At 57.1% G+C, this 23,569-nt stretch carries 21 protein-coding genes; 14 read left to right on the top strand and 7 right to left on the bottom strand.

Going from position 1 to position 23,569, the window contains the following annotated elements; all coding sequences use genetic code 11:
- From RYZ18_RS07920 to RYZ18_RS07900, 5 genes are read left to right on the top strand one after another with little or no spacing between them, the layout of a single operon-like run.
- Entirely contained in the window at window positions 1-1,545 is a 1,545-nt protein-coding gene (locus tag RYZ18_RS07920) for an NADH-quinone oxidoreductase subunit M (protein ID WP_317656046.1), read from the top strand.
- 10 nt (window positions 1,546-1,555) lie between these two features.
- Window positions 1,556-2,992, top strand: coding sequence for an NADH-quinone oxidoreductase subunit NuoN (nuoN, locus tag RYZ18_RS07915; RefSeq protein WP_317656044.1), 1,437 nt, complete (start codon window positions 1,556-1,558; stop codon window positions 2,990-2,992).
- Window positions 2,982-3,737 carry a biotin--[acetyl-CoA-carboxylase] ligase gene (locus RYZ18_RS07910; RefSeq protein ID WP_317656042.1) on the top strand — a complete coding sequence of 252 codons (756 nt, stop codon included), beginning with the start codon at window positions 2,982-2,984 and terminating at the stop codon, window positions 3,735-3,737. Before nuoN ends, RYZ18_RS07910 begins: the two co-directional genes overlap by 11 nt.
- A 12-nt stretch (window positions 3,738-3,749) precedes the next feature.
- On the top strand, window positions 3,750-4,526 hold the full coding sequence (locus RYZ18_RS07905; RefSeq protein ID WP_317656040.1) for a type III pantothenate kinase: 777 nt from the start codon (window positions 3,750-3,752) through the stop codon (window positions 4,524-4,526).
- Window positions 4,526-6,205 (top strand): ribonuclease J, encoded by a 1,680-nt coding sequence (locus RYZ18_RS07900; protein ID WP_317656038.1) that lies wholly within the window; start codon window positions 4,526-4,528, stop codon window positions 6,203-6,205. Before RYZ18_RS07905 ends, RYZ18_RS07900 begins: the two co-directional genes overlap by 1 nt.
- A gap of 26 nt (window positions 6,206-6,231) precedes the next feature.
- Here RYZ18_RS07900 and RYZ18_RS07895 read toward each other — a convergent pair whose 3' ends face one another.
- The 3 genes from RYZ18_RS07895 to RYZ18_RS07885 all read right to left on the bottom strand — a co-directional run bounded on the left by RYZ18_RS07895 (window position 6,232) and on the right by RYZ18_RS07885 (window position 10,764).
- On the bottom strand, window positions 6,232-7,917 hold the full coding sequence (locus RYZ18_RS07895; protein WP_317656036.1) for a DEAD/DEAH box helicase: 1,686 nt from the start codon (window positions 7,915-7,917) through the stop codon (window positions 6,232-6,234).
- A gap of 139 nt (window positions 7,918-8,056) precedes the next feature.
- The gene (locus RYZ18_RS07890; RefSeq protein ID WP_317656034.1) at window positions 8,057-9,676 is read right to left on the bottom strand and encodes a peptide chain release factor 3; all 1,620 of its coding nucleotides are present in this window, start codon (window positions 9,674-9,676) and stop codon (window positions 8,057-8,059) included.
- Window positions 9,677-9,744: 68 nt separating this feature from the next.
- Window positions 9,745-10,764 carry a Hint domain-containing protein gene (locus tag RYZ18_RS07885; RefSeq protein WP_317656033.1) on the bottom strand — a complete coding sequence of 340 codons (1,020 nt, stop codon included), beginning with the start codon at window positions 10,762-10,764 and terminating at the stop codon, window positions 9,745-9,747.
- Between the two features lie 171 nt (window positions 10,765-10,935).
- Between RYZ18_RS07885 and RYZ18_RS07880 the strand changes: the two genes are divergently transcribed.
- From RYZ18_RS07880 to RYZ18_RS07855, 6 genes are all read left to right on the top strand, one after another.
- Entirely contained in the window at window positions 10,936-11,715 is a 780-nt protein-coding gene (locus RYZ18_RS07880; protein ID WP_317656032.1) for an SDR family oxidoreductase, read from the top strand.
- 87 nt (window positions 11,716-11,802) lie between these two features.
- Window positions 11,803-12,906, top strand: a complete 1,104-nt coding sequence (locus RYZ18_RS07875; protein WP_317656030.1) for an ABC transporter ATP-binding protein — start codon at window positions 11,803-11,805, stop codon at window positions 12,904-12,906.
- A 204-nt stretch (window positions 12,907-13,110) separates the two neighbouring features.
- Complete coding sequence (locus tag RYZ18_RS07870) at window positions 13,111-13,332, top strand: twin-arginine translocase TatA/TatE family subunit (RefSeq protein WP_317656028.1); 222 nt, start codon at window positions 13,111-13,113, stop codon at window positions 13,330-13,332.
- Between the two features lie 83 nt (window positions 13,333-13,415).
- Window positions 13,416-14,021, top strand: coding sequence for a Sec-independent protein translocase protein TatB (gene tatB / locus RYZ18_RS07865; RefSeq protein WP_317656026.1), 606 nt, complete (start codon window positions 13,416-13,418; stop codon window positions 14,019-14,021).
- The gene (gene tatC / locus RYZ18_RS07860; RefSeq protein WP_317656024.1) at window positions 14,018-14,911 is read left to right on the top strand and encodes a twin-arginine translocase subunit TatC; all 894 of its coding nucleotides are present in this window, start codon (window positions 14,018-14,020) and stop codon (window positions 14,909-14,911) included. The genes tatB and tatC overlap by 4 nt, the downstream gene beginning before the upstream one ends.
- 15 nt (window positions 14,912-14,926) lie before the next feature.
- Window positions 14,927-15,769 carry an ATP-binding protein gene (locus RYZ18_RS07855; RefSeq protein ID WP_317656685.1) on the top strand — a complete coding sequence of 281 codons (843 nt, stop codon included), beginning with the start codon at window positions 14,927-14,929 and terminating at the stop codon, window positions 15,767-15,769.
- On the opposite strand, the gene RYZ18_RS07850 is transcribed toward RYZ18_RS07855, so the two are convergent.
- The 4 genes from RYZ18_RS07850 to RYZ18_RS07835 are packed head-to-tail and all read right to left on the bottom strand — an operon-like array spanning window position 15,770 to window position 19,218.
- The gene (locus tag RYZ18_RS07850) at window positions 15,770-16,717 is read right to left on the bottom strand and encodes an AEC family transporter (protein WP_317656022.1); all 948 of its coding nucleotides are present in this window, start codon (window positions 16,715-16,717) and stop codon (window positions 15,770-15,772) included.
- Window positions 16,718-16,726: 9 nt separating this feature from the next.
- Window positions 16,727-17,638, bottom strand: a complete 912-nt coding sequence (locus tag RYZ18_RS07845; RefSeq protein WP_317656020.1) for a DMT family transporter — start codon at window positions 17,636-17,638, stop codon at window positions 16,727-16,729.
- Window positions 17,639-17,680: 42 nt separating this feature from the next.
- On the bottom strand, window positions 17,681-18,172 hold the full coding sequence (locus RYZ18_RS07840) for a lipocalin family protein (RefSeq protein WP_317656018.1): 492 nt from the start codon (window positions 18,170-18,172) through the stop codon (window positions 17,681-17,683).
- Window positions 18,172-19,218, bottom strand: coding sequence for an aldo/keto reductase (locus tag RYZ18_RS07835; RefSeq protein ID WP_317656017.1), 1,047 nt, complete (start codon window positions 19,216-19,218; stop codon window positions 18,172-18,174). Before RYZ18_RS07835 ends, RYZ18_RS07840 begins: the two co-directional genes overlap by 1 nt.
- A 115-nt stretch (window positions 19,219-19,333) precedes the next feature.
- On the opposite strand from RYZ18_RS07835, the gene RYZ18_RS07830 reads away from it, so the two are divergent.
- From RYZ18_RS07830 to RYZ18_RS07820, 3 genes are all read left to right on the top strand, one after another.
- Window positions 19,334-19,993, top strand: a complete 660-nt coding sequence (locus RYZ18_RS07830; RefSeq protein ID WP_317656015.1) for an ImuA family protein — start codon at window positions 19,334-19,336, stop codon at window positions 19,991-19,993.
- Window positions 19,994-20,075: 82 nt separating this feature from the next.
- Entirely contained in the window at window positions 20,076-21,788 is a 1,713-nt protein-coding gene (metG, locus tag RYZ18_RS07825; RefSeq protein WP_317656014.1) for a methionine--tRNA ligase, read from the top strand.
- A 113-nt stretch (window positions 21,789-21,901) separates the two neighbouring features.
- Window positions 21,902-23,569, top strand: a complete 1,668-nt coding sequence (locus RYZ18_RS07820) for a chloride channel protein (protein ID WP_317656684.1) — start codon at window positions 21,902-21,904, stop codon at window positions 23,567-23,569.

Genomic DNA, 23,569 nt, shown 5'->3' with positions numbered 1-23,569 from the left:
ATGGACAACTTACTTTCCATCGTCACCTTCCTGCCTATGGTTGCGGCCCTCATCCTTGCGCTGTTTTTGCGCGGCGAGGATGAGGCGGCACAGCTTGGAGCCAAGCGTTTGGCGCTGGCAGCCACGACCGCAACCTTCCTGATCTCCTTGGCGATCCTTGTGCAATTCGATGCGAATGACACGGGCTTCCAAATGGTGGAAGAACGCGAATGGCTCTTTGGCCTCAGCTATAAATTGGGCGTAGACGGGATCAGCGTGCTATTCGTTCTGCTGACCACATTCTTGATGCCCATTACAATCGCTGCCTGTTGGGGCGTAGAGCATCGCGTCAAAGAATACATGATCGCGCTTTTGGTTCTCGAAAGCCTGATGATCGGCGTCTTTGTGGCATTGGATTTGGTGCTGTTCTACCTGTTCTTCGAAGCGGGCCTGATCCCGATGTTCCTGATTATTGGGATTTGGGGCGGCAAAAACCGCATCTATGCGGCGTTCAAATTCTTCCTCTACACCTTCCTTGGCTCGGTGCTGATGCTGGTGGCGATGGTGGCGATGTATATCGATGCCGGCACCACCGATATCCCAACATTGCTGACACATGAATTCTCGGCGGCAGGCATCAGCCTCTTTGGATGGCAGATTGCAGGTGGGATGCAGATGTTGCTTTGGCTTGCTTTCTTCGCGTCCTTTGCGGTCAAAATGCCAATGTGGCCTGTCCATACATGGTTGCCCGATGCGCACGTTCAGGCGCCAACCGCAGGCTCTGTGGTTCTGGCGGCAATCCTGCTGAAGATGGGCGGATACGGTTTCTTGCGCTTTAGCTTGCCAATGTTCCCAGTTGCCTCTGACATCATGGCGCCATTGGTGCTTTGGATGTCTGTGATTGCGATCATCTACACCTCACTGGTCGCGATGGTGCAAGAAGACATGAAAAAGCTGATCGCTTACTCATCGGTTGCGCATATGGGATATGTGACGATGGGGATTTTCGCCGCCAATCAACAAGGTGTAGATGGCGCCATTTTCCAAATGATCAGCCACGGCTTTGTTTCGGGGGCGTTGTTCCTCTGTGTTGGCGTGATCTATGATCGCATGCACACGCGTGAGATTGACGCTTATGGTGGTCTGGTAAATCGGATGCCCGCTTATGCGGCGGTGTTCATGCTGTTCACCATGGCCAATGTGGGCCTTCCTGGCACATCGGGCTTTGTCGGCGAATTCCTGACCTTGATGGGTGTTTTCCATGTGAACACGCTGATTGGGCTTTTGGCGGCAACAGGCGTGATCTTGTCGGCGGCCTATGCGCTATGGCTCTATCGCCGCGTGGTGTTTGGTGACCTGATCAAGGAAAGCCTGAAATCCATCACCGACATGACCGCGCGCGAAAAGGCGATTTTCGCGCCATTGGTGGTGATGACCATTCTATTGGGTGTCTATCCGAGCCTCGTCACCGATATTATTGGCCCCTCGGTAGAGGCGCTTTTGTCGAATTATCACACAAGCGTTGCGGAGTTTGCCCCCGCAACTGCGCTTGCAGCCAGCCATTGAGGAATTTCTAATGATCGGCGCAGACCTCGCAGTTTTGATCCCAGAGATTGTCCTGTCCATCTATGCGATGGCGGGGCTGATGTTGGCTGTTTACACCACCAAAGATGGCATGGCGCCTGCGTTAACCTACGCGACCGCCGCAGTTTTCGCCATTATGGCGCTCTATGTCGCGGCAACAGGTCAAGGCGATGCAAGCAGCTTTGGTGGCATGATCGTGGTTGATGATTTTGCGCGCTTTGCCAAAATTGTGATCCTTTTGTCCGCGGCGGCAATTTTGATCGTAGGCCAAGAGGCGATGCAGAAATCGGGCCTTGGTCGGTTTGAATATCCGATGATTGTCACCTTGGCGGTTGTTGGCATGATGATCATGGTGTCCGCTGGCGACTTGATCGTGCTTTACATGGGGTTGGAGCTGCAATCCCTAGCCCTTTATGTGGTTGCCGCCTTGCGCCGTGACAGCGTGCGCTCAACCGAGGCAGGCCTTAAATATTTCGTGCTTGGCGCTCTTTCCTCGGGTCTTTTGCTCTATGGCGCGTCCCTCGTTTACGGCTTTGCGGGAACTACGCTTTTTGCGGGCATCATCGAGGCCTCGATGGGGGGTATGTCTTTGGGCATGGTGTTTGGCCTTGTCTTTATGGCGGCAGGTCTGGCCTTCAAAGTATCAGCGGCCCCGTTCCATATGTGGACACCTGATGTTTATGAGGGCGCACCCACACCTGTGACAGCCCTTTTCGCAACTGCCCCGAAAATGGCCGCAATGGGCCTATTTGCCCGTGTCGTCTACGATGCCTTTGGCATGGTCATTTCCGATTGGCAGCAGATCGTTGCGGCCTTGGCGGTTTTGTCGATGTTTGTCGGGGCCATTGCAGCGATTGGCCAAACCGATATCAAACGCCTGATGGCTTATTCTTCCATCGGGCATATGGGTTTTGCCCTGATGGGTCTGGCGTCTGGCACGGGGCAGGGTGTCGAGGCGATGCTGATCTATATGGCGATCTATGTGACCATGAATATTGGTGTGTTCTCCTTCATCATGTCGATGGAGAAAGATGGATACCCCGTCACCGATATCTCTGCCTTGAATGGCTATGCCACCGCGCAATCGGGTCAGGCCTTGGCGGTTTTGGTGCTGATGTTCAGTCTCGCGGGTGTCCCACCCATGTTGGGCTTTTTCGCGAAATACGCGGTCTTGGTCGCGGCTGTTGATGCAGGCTTGGTTTGGTTGGCCGTGGCAGGGGTCATCGCCTCTGTAATAGGCGCCTACTATTATTTGCGTATCGTCTATTTCATGTATTTTGGCGAACCGCGCGAAGGCCTAGATGGGCGGATGTCGATCATCCAATTCTTGGGCCTGACGATTTCCGCTGTGGTCATGATTGCGGGCATTGTGAATTTGTTCGGGATTGACCACTTGGCGGCCAACGCGGCGCAGGCACTTGTGCGCTGACAGCACGGCGGTTGAACGGGTCATTTTGGCCCGTGTCGACAGCACCATGGCCGAAGCGGAGCGGCGCTTGCGCGCCGCGCCGCTAGAGCGACCCACATGGATTTTGGCCCATACCCAAGACGCGGGATATGGTCGGCGGGGGCGGGCATGGCGCGCCCCCCGTGGTAACTTCACAGCCTCACTCATCCTGCCACTCAACTGCCCCCCGCAAGAGGCAGCTTTGCGCTCGTTCACCGCGGCGCTGGCCTTGCGCGATGCTTTGGCCAGTTATGTGGCGCCTGACGCATTGACCTTAAAATGGCCCAATGATGTGCTGCTTCATGGTCAGAAAATCGCGGGCATCCTGCTGCAAAGCCACGGGGTCGCTGCGGGCCAGCAGGGGCATTTGGTGATTGGCATCGGTGTGAACCTTCGGCACAGCCCAGATGTGGCGGGCCTTGAGGAGGGCGCGCTTGCGCCTATTGATCTGTTCAGCGTTGCAGGCCAATGCCCAGACCCTGAAACATTTTTAGATCACCTGACCCCGCGCATGGCTCACTGGGAGGCGCAGATCTCTCAGCAGGGTTTTGCCCCTGTGCGCGCCGCATGGTTGACCCACGCCGCCAAGCGCGGCGAAGTCATTTTGGCGCGTTTGCCCAATCGGGACATTCGTGGTGTTTTTGACGATGTCGATGAAACTGGTAATCTGATATTAACCACGCCAAGCGGGCCTTGTGCCATTGCGGCGGCGGATATTTATTTTTAGGGGGCGTGCGAGATGCTTCTTTGCGTGGATTGCGGCAATACGAATACAGTGTTTTCCCTATGGGATGGCGCGCAATTTCTGTGCACATTACGCACCGCAACCGAGCATCAACGCACCGCAGATCAATATTACGTTTGGTATTCGACCCTGATGGATCATTATGGGCTAAAACCCAAGATTGACGCGGTGATTATCTCCTCAACTGTGCCACGCGTGGTCTTTAACTTGCGCGTGTTGTGTGATCGCTATTTCGACTGCCGCCCGCTTGTGGTTGGTAAATCTGAGTGTCTCTTGCCTGTGCCGCCACGGGTGGATGCAGGCACGCAAGTGGGGCCTGACCGCTTGGTCAATACCGCGGGCGCCTATGATCGCCATGGCGGCGATTTGATTGTGGTGGATTTTGGCACAGCAACCACCTTTGACGTTGTGGCCGAAGATGGCGCTTATGTGGGTGGTGTTATCGCGCCTGGCGTAAACCTTAGCCTTGAAGCATTGCATCACGCAGCCGCCGCCTTGCCCCATGTGGATGTGACAAAACCGCAATCGGTGATTGGCACCAATACGGTGGCCTGCATGCAGTCGGGCGTGTTTTGGGGCTATGTGGGCCTTGTGCGTGGTATTTGTGACCGCATTCGCGCCGAGCGCGACCGCCCGATGCGGATAGTTGGGACAGGGGGGCTTGCGCCGCTCTTCTCTACGGGCGATGTGTTGTTTGACAGGATCGAAGATGATCTGACCATGCATGGTCTGACCGTGATCCATAAATATAACGAGGAACAGGCAAGCTGATGAGCGATCGAAACAGGCTGATCTATCTTCCCCTTGGCGGGGCAGGTGAGATCGGAATGAACGCATATGTCTATGGTGTTGGAGAACAAGGTGCGGAGCGTTTAATCCTTGTCGATTGCGGCGTCAGCTTTCCCGACATGGATGGTCAACCGGGCGTTGACCTGATCCTGCCTGATATCGCGTGGTTGGAAGAACGCGCAGATCGCCTTGAGGGGATTTTCATCACCCACGCCCATGAAGATCACGTTGGCGCCCTTGGCCATTTGTGGGGGCGCCTGCGCGCGCCTGTTTACGCCCGTAATTTCACGGCCATCCATGCGCGCCGCAAATTGGAGGAGGCGGGTCACGACCCTGATCAGGTGCGGGTCGTTGGGGCCTATCCCGAAGTGGTGGAAGCAGGCCCGTTCAAGGTGCAATTTGCCCCCGTCTCGCATTCCATCCCTGAAAGCTCGGGCCTTGTTATCGACACTGAACATGGCCGTGTGGTGCATTCGGGTGATTTCAAAATCGACACGAACCCGATGGTCGGCGAACCCTTTGACGAAGCCATGTGGGGCGAGATCGCAGGGAAGGGGGTCTTGGCTTATATCTGCGACAGCACCAATGTGTTTTCGCGCCATGAGGGGCGCAGCGAAAGCCAGTTGCCAGAACCCATCACAGCGCTGATTGGGCGCGCGCGGGGTATGATGGTGGCGACCACCTTTGCCTCCAATGTTGCGCGGGTGAAAACCTTGGCCGATGCCGCGGTGGCCAATGGCCGTTCCGTCTGTCTGCTGGGCCGTGCAATGCAACGCATGATCCGCGCCTCGGTCGAGGCGGGCGTGCTGACTGATTTCCCCTCGACCGTGGCAGTTGAGGAGGCCCGCGATATCCCACGCGAAAACCTCATGCTGATTGTGACAGGCAGTCAGGGGGAACGGCGGGCAGCCTCGGCGGCCCTATCGCGCGGCTCTTATTTGGGGATGGAGCTGAAAGAGGGCGACATGTTCCTGTTCTCATCCAAAACAATTCCGGGCAATGAGGTTTCCGTGGGGCGTATTCAAAACGCGCTTGCAGAAATCGGGGTAGAGATTGTGGATGAACAATCAGGCTTTTTCCATGTGTCGGGCCATGCCAATCGCCCCGATTTGGAAAAGATGCATGATATTTTGCGTCCACGTATCCTTGTGCCCAATCATGGTGAATTCCGCCATTTGCGCGAACATGCGCGGCTTGCCACGGAAAAGGGAATGCTTGGCCTTGTAGCGCCAAATGGCACAATGTTGGAATTGTCGGGCAATGCGCCCGCTGCGGTGGAATATGTCGAGGTCGCGCGCGATTACCTAGATGGCAGCACACGGGTGGGCGCCTATGACGGGGTGATCCGTGATCGCATGAAACTGGCCCTAAACGGCCTCGTGATTGCGGCGCTGATTGTCGATGAGGATGACAGCTTGATTGAAGATGCATGGGTCGAGCTGCGTGGTCTGCCAGATCATTTGCGCAATGGCCATGGCAGTTTAACCGAGATGCTCGAGGATGAATTGGCCGATCTTCTGCCGCGTCTGGATCGCAAGATCACCCGTGATGACGACAAGATTGAAGAGGCGGTGCGCCGCGCCATCCGCCAATCTGTTCAGGCTGAAATCGGCAAAAAGCCAGAGGTCAGCGTGATCATCAGCCGCCTTGTTGCGGAATAAAAAAACGCCCCAAGCTGGGGCGTTTTTTATTCTTCTGATACTGCTTCGGCGGGGGTTTCTGTCCCTGCCGCCTCTGGTTTTTCTTTAGGTTTGCGTGGGCTGCGCTTGCGCTTTGGCTTTGGGGCCTCCTCAGTGGCGGCCACTGGCGTCTCTATCTCTTGCGCCTCAGCTTGGCTCTGCTCATCCTCTGCATCGGCAGAGACATAGCTGCTGCTTGGCCCGCGGCGTTCTTCAAAGCTGAGCGCGATAAAGCTTGGTAAATGCTCACCCATGCCAACAACACGATGTCCACCACCTTGTCCGCCGCGATTGCGTCCGCCGCGCTCATGGCGGTCATGGTTGCGCTCGGGGCGCGGCGCCGTGCTGCTCGGCGTTGGCTGGGGCGGGGTGTTGTCTTCGGGGCCCTCTTTGGGCGCTTCGGTCTTTGTTTCAGTCTTTGCTGTGCTGCCCTCATCGCCCTCGTGCGGCTTGCGGCGACCACGCCCCCCGCGGCTGCGGCGTGGCTTGTCGCGGTCATCATTCGCCGCGTCCGCTTCATGCGGCTTTTGCGCGCTTGTGGGGCTCCATGGCAGGGGCTCATCAGTCGGAATGGGCTTGCCAATCAAGGCCTCAATCGCCGTGAGATATTTTTCATCTGCAGGCACCGCGATGGTGATTGCGCGGCCCTTACGCCCCGCGCGGCCCGTGCGGCCAATACGATGAACGTAATCCTCGGCGTGGGAAGGGACATCATAATTGAACACATGGCTTACGCTTGGCACATCAAGCCCACGCGCGGCCACATCTGAGGCCACAAGAAAGCGAAGGCTTCCTTCGCGGAACCCATCCAAGGTGCGCATGCGTTGCGATTGATCCAAATCGCCATGAATAGGGGCGGCATCCAGCCCGTGTTTCTTCAAAGATTTTGCGACTATATCGACATCCACCTTGCGATTGCAGAAGATGATGGCATTTGTGCAGCCCTCGCCCTCTGCGGCAATCGCGGCGCGCAGCATGGTGCGCTTTTCTTTCGCGCTTGTGTCGCGGCGGGTGGGTTTGAAAGAAAACAACGCCTGCGTGATTGTGTCGGATGTCGTGGATTGGCGCGCCACTTCGATCCGCGCGGGATTCGACAAAAATGTTGATGTGATACGCTCAATCTCGGGGGCCATCGTGGCAGAGAAAAAGAAAGTTTGGCGCGTGAAGGGCGTCAGCGAGAAAATCCGCTCAATATCGGGGATAAAGCCCATATCCAACATGCGGTCGGCCTCATCCACCACCATGATCTGAACGCCCGTCAACAACAGTTTGCCGCGCTCGAAATGATCCAACAGACGGCCTGGTGTGGCGATCAGAACATCGACACCCCGATCAATCAGAAGGTCTTGCTCTTTAAATGATACGCCGCCAATCAGCAGCGCCTTGGTCAGTTTCAGATGCTTGGTGTAGGTGTCGAAATTTTCGGCCACCTGTGCCGCCAATTCGCGGGTGGGACAAAGAACAAGGCTGCGTGGCATCCGCGCCCGTGCCCGCCCCCGTGCCAGAAGCGTGATCATGGGCAATGTGAAACTGGCGGTTTTGCCTGTGCCCGTCTGGGCAATCCCCAAAACATCGCGCCCTTCCAATGCGGGGGGGATCGCGCCTGCCTGAATGGGGGTTGGGGTTTCATACCCTGCTTCAGATATAGCTTTCAGAACCTTCGGATTGAGGTTTAGATCGGTGAATTTGGTCATATGCGTCCGTTCTGGCCAGTCTCAACTGGCATATGTGAAGGAGCGCATATCCTCGCGCGCTCCGCGGCGTGATCCTTGGCCAGATTGCCAAGAATGAACAAGCATTTAGCTGAAACCACGGCAAGGGTCAAACGGGGTGTTAAACCATCAATTCCTTGGTCGCCGAGAGCCGCACATCGGGGTAGTCGCGTTCGACACGATCAATGTCCCATTGCAGGCGCGTCAGATACACAGGGTCGCCATCATTATCGACCGCCATATGTTGTTTATTGGCGGTCGCAAATGCATCGACCTTGTCGCGCGCGCCATGAACCCAACGGGCCGATGTGAATTGGCTGGCTTCAAAGCGCACGGGCAGGCCATATTCCAGTTCTATTCGACTGGCGAGAACCTCAAATTGCAGCGCGCCCACGACACCCACGATAAAACCTGAGCCAAGCTGTGGTTTAAAGATTTTTGCAGCCCCTTCTTCGGCGAATTGCATAAGCGCCTTTTCAAGGTGTTTGGCCTTCATCGGGTCGCCTGCGCGCGCCACTTGCAACAATTCAGGCGCGAAACTGGGTATCCCTGTAAAGCGTAGCGCCTCCCCTTCGGTCAGGGCATCCCCGATGCGCAACTGCCCGTGATTGGGAATGCCGATGATGTCGCCTGCCCATGCCTCTTCTGCCAATTCGCGGTCAGCGGCGAGGAAGAGCACAGGGTTGGATACAGCCATCGGTTTCTTAGAGCGCACATGATGCAGTTTCATGCCCCGCTCAAAATGTCCTGACGCCAAACGAATAAAGGCCACGCGATCGCGGTGTTTTGGGTCCATATTGGCCTGAACTTTGAACACGAAGCCCGTAACCTTGCCTTCTTCTGGCGCAATTTCGCGCGGATCGGCCGTTTGCACCTGTGGCGCGGGGCCGAATTCGGCAATGCCTTCCATTAATTCCCGCACCCCAAATGAGTTGATGGCCGAGCCGAACCAAATCGGGGTCATCGCACCCGCAAGGAATGTGGCGCGGTCAAAGGCGGGGAGCAATTCGCGCGCCATCTCGATTTCTTCGCGCAGCTTGGCCAACTGTGCTTCGGGGATGTGATCGGCCAGTTTGGGGTCATCTAGCCCACTCATCTTGACCGTTTCGGCAACGCGGTTGCGATCTGCGCGATCCATCAATTCAAGCCGATCATGGATCAGGTCGTAGCATCCCAAGAAATCGCGCCCCATCCCAATGGGCCAACTGGCGGGGGCCACATCAATCGCGAGGTTCTCTTGGATTTCGTCAATGATTTCGAATGTGTCGCGGCTTTCGCGATCCATCTTGTTGCAGAAGGTGAGGATGGGCAAATCGCGCAAGCGGCAAACCTCAAAGAGTTTTTGGGTCTGGCTTTCTACGCCCTTGGCCCCATCAATCACCATGATGGCGGCATCCACCGCCGTAAGCGTGCGGTAGGTATCCTCTGAGAAATCGCTGTGGCCGGGGGTGTCCACAAGGTTAAAGCGGAACTCGCGGTAGTCAAAGGACATGGCCGATGCCGAGACCGAGATGCCGCGATCCTGTTCCATTTTCATAAAGTCCGAGCGCGTGCGCCGTGCTTCGCCTTTGGCGCGCACTTGACCCGCCATTTGAATAGCACCGCCATAGAGCAAGAATTTCTCGGTCAGCGTGGTCTTGCCCGCGTCTGGGTGTGAAATGATCGCAAAGGTGCGTCTGCGCCCGATTTCAGGCGGCAGGGCAGGGCGATTGGCGAGGGGTGAAGGCGATATATCGGACATGGGGCGCGGTATATGGCGCGATGCGCCCTTTGGAAAGGGGGATGATGCGGCAAGGCGATCAGAATGTGCTATGGGTTGGGGCGTTTTTTGCCACCTAGTGAGGCCTCATAAAGCGCCTTGGCGGGATCCCCCCCTGCGCGGGCAAGCGCCAGCGCGTCAAGCTCAAGTGCGGTGCGTAATTCGGGGCTTAGATCGGGCGCGGCGGTTGCAAGTATCGCTTCGGGCAAGGCAGGGCGGGTTTGCCCTGTAACCATCAGGCTTTCGACCGCGATCCCCTCGGCATAGAGGATTTCGTGACGATCAAGTAGGATTTGGAACCCATCAAAGAAGCCGCCCTCAAGCCGTGTGATCGTGCTGCCATTAATCAAATGGGCGGCCTTCACCATGACCTCAGCCCGGCCTGTGCCAAGCATATCTTGGCGCTGCCACACAAAGAGGCGATGGTTCGGCATCAAAACCAAATCTCGCGCCGTGTTTAACGCGCCTTGGCGGATCAGCACGGGCGCTGTGCTGCCTGTGCCGCGCAACACAGTGCGCCCAATCCATCGAATAGGCTGCGCCCCATTTTCGCGGGTCAGCAGCAGGTCGCCTTCTTGCAGCGCCTCAACGGCAATTTGTGCGCCAGAGGCAAGGGTAAGGTGTGTGCCCGCCAAAAAGGACAGGCAGGCAATATCAGCAAAGCGCAGCGATGCTGTTTCGGCCTCAGAGCCCACCAATTCATAATCTTCGCCCGGCTCAAGGTTGCACAGCGGCAGGATGTAATGGGCGGGTTGGCCCGCGGGCCAGATTGTCAGGGTCAGGATTTCGGCCAAAGTCCCGTCTGGGGTCATCAATTGGTGACAGGCTGCAATCGTCAGCTTGTCGCCTGCACGGCCCAATTGACTGCCTTCGGCCACCAACTGCGTGCCATCGGCATCATCCCGCATGGCAAGGGTGAGGGCGCTGGCATCTTTGCGCATGCGGTAGATATCGCCTGCTTCCACCTCGTCAAAGGTGCCAAGCGCATCGCCTTCATTGGCGCCGCGATCCACGCAGAACTGCGTGGCAGGATAAACATCGAATTTTAATTGCGCGGGTAAGCTGGCCATTTCACCCTCCCTTTTTCTCAATAGAAACGGGGCAGGGCGCGGTCAAGCGGCGCTTTTGGTGAAAGGTAAATCTAGCGCAAGACTGGATTTGGCGGCAACAGGCACCTAACTTGCCCCCAGAGGCGCGCTTGCGCGCTAGGAAAGATATTAAGGAATGCGAGGGAGCAGATCATGGATTTGGGCATCAAGGGAAAACGCGCATTGGTTTGTGCATCGTCCAAGGGCTTGGGGCGCGGCTGCGCCGAAGCCTTGGCTGAGGCAGGGGTTGATCTGGTGCTCAACGCCCGCGGGGCAGAGGCGCTTGAGGCGACTGCCGCGCATATTCGCGACACCTATGGTGTTTCAGTCACCGCGATTGCCGCCGATATCACCGATGAGGCAGCGCGCGCCGATGTTATCGCGGGGGCGGGTGCGATTGATATTCTTGTGACCAATGCAGGCGGCCCCCCACCAGGTTTGTGGTCAGATTGGACGCGTGAGGATTTCATCAAGGCGCTGGATGCCAATATGCTGACGCCAATTGCGCTGATGAAACATTACATGCCGCAGATGATGGAAAAATCATGGGGCCGCGTGGTCAATATCACTTCGCAATCGGTCAAGGCACCGATCCCACAATTGGGCTTGTCCAATTCTGCACGCGCAGGCTTGACGGGCTATGTTGCGGGCACAGCCCGTCAGGTTGCTGCCAAAGGGGTGATCATCAACAATCTTTTGCCTGGTATTCACGCCACGGATCGCGCCGATGCGCTTGATAAGGGTGTGGCGGAACGCGAGGGGATCAGTGTTGAGGAGGCACGCACCCGCCGCTTTGGCACCCTACCCGTTGGGCGCTATGGCACGGCGCAGGAATTTGGCGCTACTTGTGCCTTTCTATGCTCGCAACATGTGGGCTTCATGGTGGGGCAAAATGTGCTCTTGGATGGTGGTCAGAACGCCATAACCATTTGAGAGGCCGCAGCAAAGCGGCGCTTGAAAGGGGGGCTTGTGCCTGATAGCTGACCAAGTTGAGTGTTTTTATCAGGATGTAAGCGCCCTATGAACCAAGTCCCGCGCCAAAATTCCCCGCGGCTTGAGGTAAGCAACCTCTCTTGCGTCTTTGATGGGACGGAAGTGGTGCGGGGCATATCCTTGTCGGTGGCGGCTGGGCAGGTGATGTGTTTGCTTGGCCCTTCGGGATGCGGAAAATCCACCACCTTGCGTGTCATCGCGGGGGTCGAGCGTCAAACGGGTGGAACGGTTGCGCTTGATGGTGTCACTGTCTCCGATGCAGGGCTGCATCTGCCCCCCGAGGCACGGTCGGTCGGTTTGATCTTTCAAGATTTCGCGCTTTTTCCGCATCTCAACGTGGCGCAAAATATTGCCTTTGGTCTAAAGGGGCGCGGCCCTGAAGTGGGCGCGCGGGTTGAGGACTTGCTCGCTCGTGTCGATCTCAAAGGCTACGGGGAAAAAGGCATCCATATGCTGTCGGGCGGCGAGCAGCAGCGTGTGGCCTTGGCCCGCGCGCTAGCACCGCGCCCGAAAGTGATGCTGATGGATGAACCCTTTTCGGGATTGGACAATCGTCTGCGCGATGGCATCCGCGATGAAACATTGGAATTGCTGAAAGAAGAGGGCACAGCGGTCGTTCTTGTCACCCATGAGCCCGAGGAAGCGATGCGCATGGCAGATCAAATCGCCTTGATGCGCAACGGTCAGATCGTGCAACAGGGCGCGCCTTATAATATTTACAACGCCCCCGTGGACAAGGCGGCGGCGGCGTTTTTCTCGGATGTGAATGTCATCTCTGGCCGTGTGGAAGGGGCGCTGACCGACACCGCCTTTGGGCAATTCTTGGCGCCAGGTTTCGCCGATGGCACGGCAGTTGAGATTGTCTTTCGCCCCCAACATGTGAAGATTGATTTTGATCGGGGCGGTCGTGGCCCAAACCCGACTGTCAGCGATGGTGTGCCAGCACGCGGCATGGTCGAGCGCGCGCGCTTCATGGGCCATGAAAGCCTTGTTGAGTTTCGCATGGATTTCAACGGCGAGGTGATCCGTGCCACGGTGCCGGGCGTATTTTTGCCCAAGAAAGGCACCGCGATGTGGTTGAGCCTGCGCCGCGAGAAATGTTTTGTCTTTCCCGCGGCCAAAGCATCCTAAACGGGCCTTCATTATACAATCGTGATCAGTTTCCCGCGTGCAGGGTCGTTTTGCCCCTTGCAGGCGGCGCAGGATTTCGCGACATTCCCTTGGTGGGCAAGCGGCATTGGCCTTTGGGGGCTATGGCGTTGAGGCCAAGATATAAACGCGGCGCGGTTGATGTGCGGAGTGTTGCATCAGTCGGCGCTGAAATGGGAGAGCGAAATGTTCAACAATATTGGCCCTGCAGGGCTTTTGCTGATTGCGGTGGTCGTGCTGGTTCTCTTCGGGCGCGGCAAAATTGCGGGCCTGATGGGCGAAGTGGGGAAAGGTATCACCGCCTTTAAGCGCGGCGTCAAAGACAGCACCGAGGAGCTTGAAAATAAAGCTGCCGATGGTGAGGGCGCGCGCGATGTCACCCCTGAAAACGAGCGTGACAAGGCCTAATGATCGTCTTTGGCCTTGCGCCTTGGCGCGGGGCGGGATCATGAAACCCTGCGCTAATCGCGGTTTGTCACGAGAGGGACGCCATGCCTGATATCGGGTGGATGGAATTGATGGTGATCGGCATTGTTGCCTTGATCGTTGTCGGGCCAAAAGACTTGCCTGTTATGTTCCGCAAAGCGGGTCTGTTTGTGGGCCGCATCAAAGGCATGGCGCGCGAGTTTACCTCGGCTATGAATGATGCGGCCGATCAAACGGGCATGCGCGAAATGAACCGCGAGATGAAAGCCCTGACCAATCCGCGTCAATATGGTCTGGATAAGGTCAAGCAATCTCTCAACGCGGATCTTGATCTCGATGCAGATTTCAATAGCGACAAGCCGCTGAAGACGGGCAATCAGGGTAAACCTGCGGGCGCGCAAGGAAATCCGACACAAGCCCCCGCACCTGCCGTTAAGCGCAGTGAGCCTGCAGAGGCACCAAGCGAGGTGCCAGCGCAGGCTAAAGCCGCGCCTGCCAAAAAGACGGCGCCCAAAGCAAAAGCGGCCCCGAAGGCTACGCCTAAAAAGGCACCTGTGAAAAAAGCCGAACCCGCAAAAACGACACGGGCCAAGGCCGCGCCTGCAAAGGCCAAGACGACTGCGCCCAAAGCGGCCCCTAAACCCCGCGCGAAAAAGGCGGATGAGGCATGAGCGAAGACGAGATTGAAGATCATTCCGCCCCATTGATTGAGCATTTGGCGGAATTGCGCACGCGGTTGATCCGCTCGGTTTTGGCCTTTGTGGCGGGTATGGTGATTATGTTCACTGTAGCCGAGCCATTGCTTGAATTCATTTCGCAACCTCTGGCCGATGTCTTGCGCGCGCGGGGCGAAGATGCACGTTTGATCTTCACCGCCCCGCAAGAGAAATTCTTTGTCTTGATCCGTATTTCGGTGATCGCGGGCTTTGCGATTTCTTTCCCTGTGATCGCGCATCAGCTTTGGCGCTTTGTAGCACCTGGTCTCTACAAGACCGAGAAAAATGCGTTTTTACCCTTCTTGATTGCTTCGCCGCTTTTGTTTCTATTGGGGGCTGCCTTCGCGCATTTCATCGTCACGCCCTTGGCCATGAATTTCTTCATCGGGTTTTCCGATGCGATCCCTGCCTTGGCCAATTTGATTGCAGGGGAGGGGGAATTCCAACCCTCCGCGCCCTCACAAGAGTTGCAAACGGTCTTTCTCGGTTCGGTGCGCGAGTCGCTTGATCTGGCGCTTAAGTTTATCTTTGCCTTCGGGCTGTGCTTTCAGCTGCCCGTGCTTTTGACCTTGATGGGTAAGGCGGGTTTGGTTTCAGCCGCAGGTCTGCGCGATGTGCGCAAATATGCGATTGTGGGCATTTTGGTCGTTGCGGCCTTAGTGACCCCGCCCGATGTTGTCACGCAGCTGATCCTTTTCAGCGCCGTTTATGGGCTTTACGAGATTTCCATTTTCTTGGTCGCCATGGTTGAGAAAAAGCGCAAGGAGCGCCTACAGGCCGAAGGCCTGTGGGATGAAGACGAGGCCGATGAAGCGCCCGCAGAGGACGCGGCGAAGAAAGAGTAAACGGTAGTAATGGCTATGGCGAAAAAGCAGCTTGCCCGAATTGCGGATGCGTTAGAACGGATGGCCCCGCCCGCCGCGCAAACCCCTGATTGGGATGCGGCTGATGCCTTTGTGTGGCATGCAGATCCTGATCATTTGGAACCTGTCGCACAGATTTCGCGCGTGGGTGTTGAAATGTTGGTGGGCGTGGATCGCGCGCGCGACACGCTTATGGCCAATACGCGCCAATTTGCGCGCGGCTATGCCGCCAATAACGCGCTCTTATGGGGCGCGCGGGGGATGGGGAAATCCTCGTTGGTTAAGGCCGCACATGGGGCTGTGGTGGCCGAGGGTCTGCCGCTCAAATTGGTAGAAATGCAGCGCGAAGATTTGCCCACGATTGGCAGGCTTTTGACGCTGTTGCGCGCGGCCCCTGCACGCGTGATCCTGTTTTGTGATGATCTATCCTTCAGCCATGATGATCAGCATTATAAATCGCTTAAGGCGGTTTTGGATGGTGGTGTGCAAGGCCGCCCTGAAAATGTAATTTTCTATGCCACCTCTAACCGCCGTCACCTGATGCCGCGTGATATGATCGAGAATGAGCGCAGCGGTGCTATAAACCCATCTGAGGCCGTGGAGGAGAAGGTCTCGCTCTCGGATCGGTTTGGGCTGTGGCTTGGGTTCCATCCTTGCACGCAAGACGAATATTTCGAGATGATTGACGGCTATTGCCGTGCCTATGGTGTGGCTGTGCCCCAAGATCAGTTGCGTGCCGAGGCGATTGAGTGGACTGCAACACGCGGGGCGCGGTCAGGCCGCGTGGCATGGCAATTTTTCACTGATTTGGCAGGTCGACACGGCGTTGCGCTGAAATAACTATAGGCCGAAAACCCGCTCCCCAAGGCTCAGCCACAATGGCATGGTTGCGAAGGAGAGCAGCGTTTGCACCGTGATCATTGCGGCCATAAGCGGCGCATCCCCCCCCATTTGTCGGGCCAATGTATAGGCGGCCACGCCTGTTGGCAGCGCGCCAAAGGTCAGCGCGATTTGTGCCTGTAGGGGCGGCACATCGAGGATCAAAGCCAACCCCATAATTGCTGCAGGAAACAAGCCAAGCTTTGCGATGGCTGCAAGAAATAATGGCCCCGCCTCCGCCGAAAGACCGCGCAGTTTGAGGTTTGCCCCAACGCATAGCAACATGATGGGCAGGGCCGCTTGGCCCAGAATTTCGAGGCTGTCATGAAAAACTGGCACGCGCGGCAACCCTGCAAGGTTCCATGCTAAGGCGGCGGCAATCGACAGGATCAAAGGGTTTTTCGCAAGATTTTTCAGCGTGGCGGTGATCTGGCCGCCAATCCCCGTGCCGCGCTCTTGTGGCAACATGAGGACAAGCGTGGTCACCACAGTGAGGTTGACCACAGGCACCAGAATGGCCGCGCCTAAAATCGCAAGCTCTAATCCCTCAGGCCCATAGAGGGCGCCTGCAACCGCAAGGGCGATGAACGTGTTGAACCGTCCCGCCCCTTGCACCAAAGAACTGCCTGCGGCGCGCCCATGGTGGCGCATTAAGCCTGCCCCGATGAGCCCCGCAAGGATGCCCACGAAAAATCCCGCATAGAGCAATGCCGAAAAGCCACCCAACGCAGCGGCGCCCAAATCGGCTGTAGAAATGCTATCAAAGAAGATGGCAGGCATCAGAACCAGATAGACCAGACGATCATTGAGGTTCCAAAACTCGGCCGAGGGCAGGCCCGCGCGGCGCAGGCCGTAGCCTGTGGCAATTAGAACGAAAATCGGCGCAATGGCGAGGGGTATTGTGAACATGGCGCTGTCTTACGCCTCTTGCAGGATAATGGCGAGCAGCGCGGCGAGGATCAGAACCAATCCCATAACCTCTTTTTTGGTGCTTCGTTCTTTGAGCCAGAAGATGGAAAAGAGATAGGTAAAGACCAATTCCACTTGCCCGACCGCTTTGACCAATGCCGCATTTTGTAGGCCAAAGGCCAAGAACCATCCAAGTGAACCCAAAAGTGAGGTGGCCCCTGTGGCAAGTCCAATGCGCCATTGATGCAGCACAGAACCAATTTGTGCGCGCTCGCGCCAAGCGATCCAAAGGCCCAAACTGCTGGCTTGGATGGCGCAGGCCACTGCAAGGGCAAATCCAGATCGCAGCAGCGCATCCCCCCCTTCAAGGCTGAGGATCGCGCCGCGATAGGTCACGGCAGACACCCCGAATAGCCCGCCAGAGGCCAGCCCGAAAAATGCGGCCTTGGTGGCAAAGCGTGGGAGTAGGGTTTGGCCATCGCCCTTTTGCCCCCCGTCTGAGATCAAAATGACGCCGATCACCCCAACCACGATGGCGGCAAAAACCCATACTGATACGCCTTCGCCTAAAACCACCAAACCGAGGCAGGCGGTCAGGATGGTTTCCGTCTTTTTCAGGGTTACGCCAATTGCGAAGTTGCGAAACCCAAACAGCGCCACAACACAGGCTGTGGCCAGAATTTGGGCCAATGATCCAAGAACGATATAGGCCCAGAACTGGGGTTGGATCTGCGGCAAATCAAACCCGCGTAGGCGGGCATATAGGATCACGCCACAGGCCACGATGGGCGCGCTGTAAAGAAACCGCGCCCAAGTGGCGCCTGCGGTTGACAGCGCGCTTTTGCGCAAGTGATGCTGCAACAGAAACCTGAGGTTCTGCATGAAGGCGGCAAAGATGGTGGCGGCGATCCAAATTGGCATGCGATCAGATTGCGCCTTTCCTGTGAAAGGGCAAGCGCGCAGTCATGGGTTCAGCGCGATAAAATCATTCGGGTCGTAACCATTGGCCGCAGCAAGGCGCACTGCAGCGTCAATGCGATCAGCGCCCCCCGTTTTTCTGCGGTCAATGATCCACGCCAAGCGCCCGTCAGGCGCGCCTAGCAATGCGGTGCGATAGTCATCATCAACCCAAAGCACCCAAAGCGCCCGCCCGCGCGTATCTGTAAAGCGGGCAGGGTGCGGGCCGTCCGAGGTCAGCGCCATCCTTTGGCCAGACCCATCCACATAATGCAAACCTATGATTTGGCCGCCGCCTTCCTCAAAGCTGAGGTTGCGCGGGGCGGTTCTATCAATGGCGTGGCGCATCACCCATGGCCCCGCAAATCGAGAGGCTTCAAACCGCGTGGTCGAGGCAATCGGTGCATCCGCCCGTCTTGCCCCCACCATGGGGGGGCTGCAGGCTGTGATCAAACACAGGGCCAAGACGAGCGCGGTTTGGGTGAGGCGCAGGCGCATCAATAGGGCAACGGATGGGCGCGATGGATCGCGTCTATCTCGTCCAGAATGTCGCCCGATAGGGTCACATCTAAGCCATCTAGAATGCGGGTAAGCTGGGCGCTTGTGGTTGCGCCAAAGATGGTCGAGACAGGGAAAGGGCGCTGCACCGTAAAGGCCAAAGCCATGTGAACGGGGTCAATCCCGTGCTTTTGCGCTAAGTCTAGATAGGCTGCGACCGCATCAAAGACGCGCGGGCTTTTGCGTCCGCCCAAATCCCCGTTACCCGCCATGCGCGAGCCCTCTGGAATGGCCCCGTTTTGGTATTTCCCCGTCAAAAGGCCCGCGGCAAGCGGTGAGTAGGCCAGCAGGGTCAGTTGCTCATTCACGGCCAGTTCCGCAAAATCTGTGTCATAGAGGCGGCACAGGAGCGAATATTCATTTTGCAAGGAAATCACACGCGGCAGGCCGCGCTCTTCGGAAAGGCGCATCCATTGCGCAACGCCCCAGACCGTATCATTGGACAGCGCGAAATAGCGCATTTTGCCTGCTTTGATCATCCGATCTGCCGCATCCAAAATCTCTTCCATATGGGCCAGTGTCACGGATTTCACCTGTGCCGAAGGATCATAGCCCCAGTTTTGGCGGAAATGATATGAACCGCGATTGGGCCAATGCATTTGGTAAATGTCGATATATTCTGTGCCCAGTCGTGCGAGCGAGGCATCGAGTGCTGCGGTAAAACTTGCGGCTGTTATATCCTCACCCATGCGCACAAACGCGGCGTTTTTGCCCGTGATTTTGGTGGCCAAGATATAATCGCCGCGCCGCGCAGGGTTGGCGCGGTTCCAATTGCCAAGAATGGTTTCGGTATTGCCGACTGTTTCCGCCCGCACAGGGTTAACGGGATACATCTCGGCGGTGTCGACAATATTGATCCCCGCCGCAAGCGCCATATCCATTTGACGATGTGCGTCTGCCTCTGGGGTTTGGTTGCCCCATGTCATCGTGCCGAGGCAGTAATCGGTGATCATTGTGTCTGTGGTGCCAAGCTGAATTTTGCGCATCCCATCCTATCCTTCGCTGCTATCTTCGGCGTTATTGGTAGCGAGATGCCCAAGAAGGGCAAGGGGAGTGCGAAAATTTCTTGCAGAACAAAAGAAGAACACTTAGTCTCGCCTTATGCAAATCACCCATGCCTCTTTTGATCACATTACGGCCTCTGTGGCGCGCGCAAACCCGTCTTTGCGCCTTTTCGAGGGGTGTGATTTGCGGCTTGGGCGGGTGCATGAGTTTTGCGGCCCCGCACGGCGGCGTCTGGCGCTTTGGGCGGCGGCGCGGATGGAGGGGGCGGTGCTTTGGATCCGCCCTGCGTGGCACCCTGATCATCTGCATATGCAAGCCGTGGCGGAGGAAATTGACCCCGCCCGCATGATCTTTGTCGCGCCTGAGCGGCGCGAAGACCTGTTATGGTGCATGGAGGAGGCTTTGCGCAGCGGGGCCTGTGAAACCGTGGTGGCCGAAGTTCTAGAGCCACCCAACCTGACCGCGATCCGCCGTTTGCATCTGGCGGCTGAACATGCGGGAAAGCAGCCTTTCGCCGCGATTTTAACACCGCATCATGGGGGCGCGGCTGGGGTTGAGACGCGCTTTTCCTTGGCGGCCAATCATGGGGCCTTATCCATGCAAGGGGCGCTTGCAGGAAATCTGCCCGCAGGTCTGGAGGGGCGCGCATGGCATATGCAGCGTTTGCGCGCGCGCCTTGCCCCGCCCGCCGCATGGCGCGTGACGCGCGCATCCTCAGGCCTTTGTGCGAAATCCATAGCGCCCAGTTTTGTTTGACATCTTTGCACCGTCTAGCCATCCGCTTTGCTTTGGGTTAGACGCGAGAGCGAAGGAAATCATCTAAGACAAGGCGGGCGTGATGGAGCGTGTTCTGATCACTTCGGCGATCCCATATATCAATGGGATCAAGCATTTGGGAAATCTCGTAGGCAGCCAATTGCCTGCTGATCTTTTCGCCCGTTACAACCGCGGTCGGGGCCGTGAGGTTTTATTTCTCTGTGCCACGGATGAGCATGGCACGCCCGCCGAATTAGCCGCCGCCAAAGCGGGCATGGATGTCGCGGAATATTGCGCAAAAATGCACGCAGTTCAGGCTGAGATTGCACAGGGTTTTCGCCTGAGTTTCGATCACTTTGGCCGGTCTTCTAGCCCGCAGAACCACGAATTGACCCAGCATTTCGCAGGCCGTTTGGCCGAGGCAGGGCTGATCTCTGAGGTGAGCGAGCGGCAGGTCTATTCCAACGCCGATGGCCGCTTTTTGCCTGATCGCTACATTGAGGGCACATGCCCCAATTGCGGCTATGACAAGGCCCGTGGGGATCAATGCGAGAACTGCACCAAGCAGCTTGACCCGACCGATTTGATTGATCCGCGCAGCGCGATTTCTGGCTCAACAGATTTGGAGGCGCGTGAAACCAAGCATCTCTATCTGCGCCAATCCTCTATGCGGGATCAATTGAACACGTGGATCGACAGCAAGACAGATTGGCCAATTCTGACCACCTCTATCGCCAAAAAATGGCTCAATGACGGGGAAGGGTTGCAAGATCGCGGCATCACGCGCGATTTGGATTGGGGCATTCCTGTTAAAAAGGGCAAGGATGAATGGCCAGGGATGGAGGGCAAGGTCTTCTATGTTTGGTTCGATGCCCCGATTGAATATATCGCCTGCGCCGCAGAATGGGTTGACGCAGGCAAGGGAGATGATTGGGAGCGGTGGTGGCGTACTGACAAGGGCGCCCAAGATGTGCGTTACGTCCAGTTCATGGGCAAGGATAACGTGCCCTTCCACACCTTGAGCTTTCCTGCAACGATCTTAGGCTCTGGCGAGCCATGGAAGCTGGTGGATTACATCAAATCCTTCAACTATCTCAATTATGATGGTGGCCAATTCTCGACCAGCCAAGGGCGTGGCGTGTTCATGGATCAGGCTTTGTCGATCCTGCCTTCGGATTATTGGCGGTGGTGGTTGCTGAGCCATGCGCCAGAAACCTCGGATAGCGAATTCACTTGGGAGAATTTCCAAGCAGGCGTGAACAAGGATTTGGCCGATGTTCTGGGCAATTTTGTCAGTCGGATCACCAAATTCTGCCGCTCGAAATTCGGTGAAGTGATCCCTGAGGCGGGCGACTACAGCGCACAAGAGGCCCAATTGATGGCTGATTTACAGGCCCGCCTTGCGGCCTATCAGGCGCATATGGAGGCGATTGAAATTCGCAAAGCCGCCGCCGAGTTGCGCGCAATTTGGGTTTTGGGGAATGAATATTTGCAATCTGCAGCCCCTTGGACTGTGTTCAAGGAAGATCCAGATCGCGCCGCGGCCATCACGCGGTTTTCTCTGAACCTCATCCCGTTTTATGCGCTCTTGTCCGCGCCGTTCATCCCAGATGCCGCACAGGCAATGTTGGATGCGATGGGGTGCAAAGATTACGCATGGCCCGAAGATGTCGCAGAAGGCCTCTCGCGGCTGCCAGCGGGGCAGAGCTTCACTGTGCCTGAGGTTCTTTTCGCAAAGATCAGTGACGAGCAGCGCGAAGAATGGCAAGCCCGCTTTGCGGGGGTGCGCAGCTGATAGAGGGTTGAATTTCAACCTCTTTGGGCCTTTGGTGGTGATAGAGGCGCGGCGCAAAGGCTGGTAAGTTGGATAAAGACCCGTCCCGATCTGGGCAACACCCCCTTAAGGCGATGTTGGCAGCAACATGGCGCCAGCAGCGCGCCTTGTTGTCGGAGGCATGGTTTATCCTGCGCCGCAAAGGCCCAAGCCAAATTCAGTTTTGGTTTATCGCGCTTGTGCTTGGGGGGGCAGCAGGCAGTGCGGCGGTTTTGTTCCGCCTTGGTGTGGATCGCTTGCAAGCCACGCTTTATGGCACCGAAGATATCCGTCATTTGCACAGCTACGCCGAAAGTTTGCCGTGGTATCTGATTTTGCTGATCCCCATTTTAGGGGGGCTTTCGGTGGGGCTGATCCTGCATCGCTTTACGCCTGATGGGCGGGTGCGCTCTGTGGCGGATGTGATTGAGGGGGCCGCGCTGAATGAAGGCCGTGTTGAGATCCGCGCGGGCCTTGCCTCGGCTGCGGCGTCCTTGATCACGCTTGGCTCAGGCGGCTCTACGGGTCGAGAGGGGCCTGTGGTGCATTTGGCTGCCGTAATCTCTAGTAAAATCTCCGCGCTTATTCGCGCCGATGGGATCACGGGGCGGGATTTGTTGGGCTGCGCGGTGGCTGCGGCTGTTTCCGCCTCGTTCAATGCACCGATTGCAGGGGCGCTTTTCGCGCTTGAGGTGATCTTGCGCCATTTCGCGGTGCATGCATTTGCGCCCATTGTCATTGCCAGTGTGGCAGGCACAGTGATCAGTCGCCTTACCTTGGGCGATGTGACCGAGTTCACATTGGGTCGTGAAAGCGCCTTGGGCTTTTACGCGGAACTGCCCGCCTATCTTATGTTGGGATTGATCTGTGGGCTTGTTGCGGTGGTGTTTATCCGCGCGGCCTTTTGGGCCGATGACCAAGGCACTCGGGTGCAAAATCTCTTACGCTTGCCGCGATTCCTGCGCCCTGCGATTGCGGGGGCGTTACTGGGCGGTTTGGCGATTTTCTTCCCCCATATCATTGGCGTGGGCTATGAAACCACAAGCGCCGCTCTGACGGGGCAATTGGTGCTGCATGAGGCGATTATCTTCGCCATTCTCAAGACGGTTGCCGTGGCAATCACGGTTGCGGGGCGTATGGGGGGCGGGGTGTTTTCGCCCTCATTGATGATTGGCGCGCTGACGGGGCTTGCCTTTGGTTTGATCGCGACCGCAATCCTGCCTGAAATGTCAGGGTCGGTGACGCTCTACGCTTTGGCAGGGATGGGGGCGGTTGCCGCCGCTGTTTTGGGCGCGCCCATCTCAACTACGTTGATCGTGTTTGAACTGACAGGCGACTGGCAAACGGGCCTTGCGGTGATGGTTTCCGTGTCCCTTTCCACGGCGCTTGCCAGCCGCCTTGTGGATCGCTCGTTCTTTTTGACCCAACTTGAACGGCGAAACATCCATTTGGCGGCAGGGCCACAGGCCTATCTTTTGGCCATGGTGGGGGCAGGGCGGATCATGCGGCCCATGACCGATCCGCGTGCCGCGCCGGCTGATGCCCTCTTGGCGCAGGTTGCGGAAGGGGTGTTCGTGACGCTTGAGGATACGCTTGAAACCATCATGCCGATTTTTGAAAAAACCGAAGCGGATTACATTCCCGTGATCAAAGAAAATCCACAGGACGGCCCGCCCGCGCTAGAGGGGGCGGTGTTCCATATTGATGCGCTCAAAGCCTATACCCGTGCGATGGCGGACACTGCCGCTGAAGAGCACAGCTGA

The organism is Roseovarius sp. 10 (genome assembly GCF_033100315.1).
In the GTDB taxonomy this organism is placed as follows: Bacteria; Pseudomonadota; Alphaproteobacteria; order Rhodobacterales; family Rhodobacteraceae; genus M30B80.
Note: the sequence above shows the minus strand (reverse complement) of the source record. Positions and strands in the feature narration are given on the sequence as shown.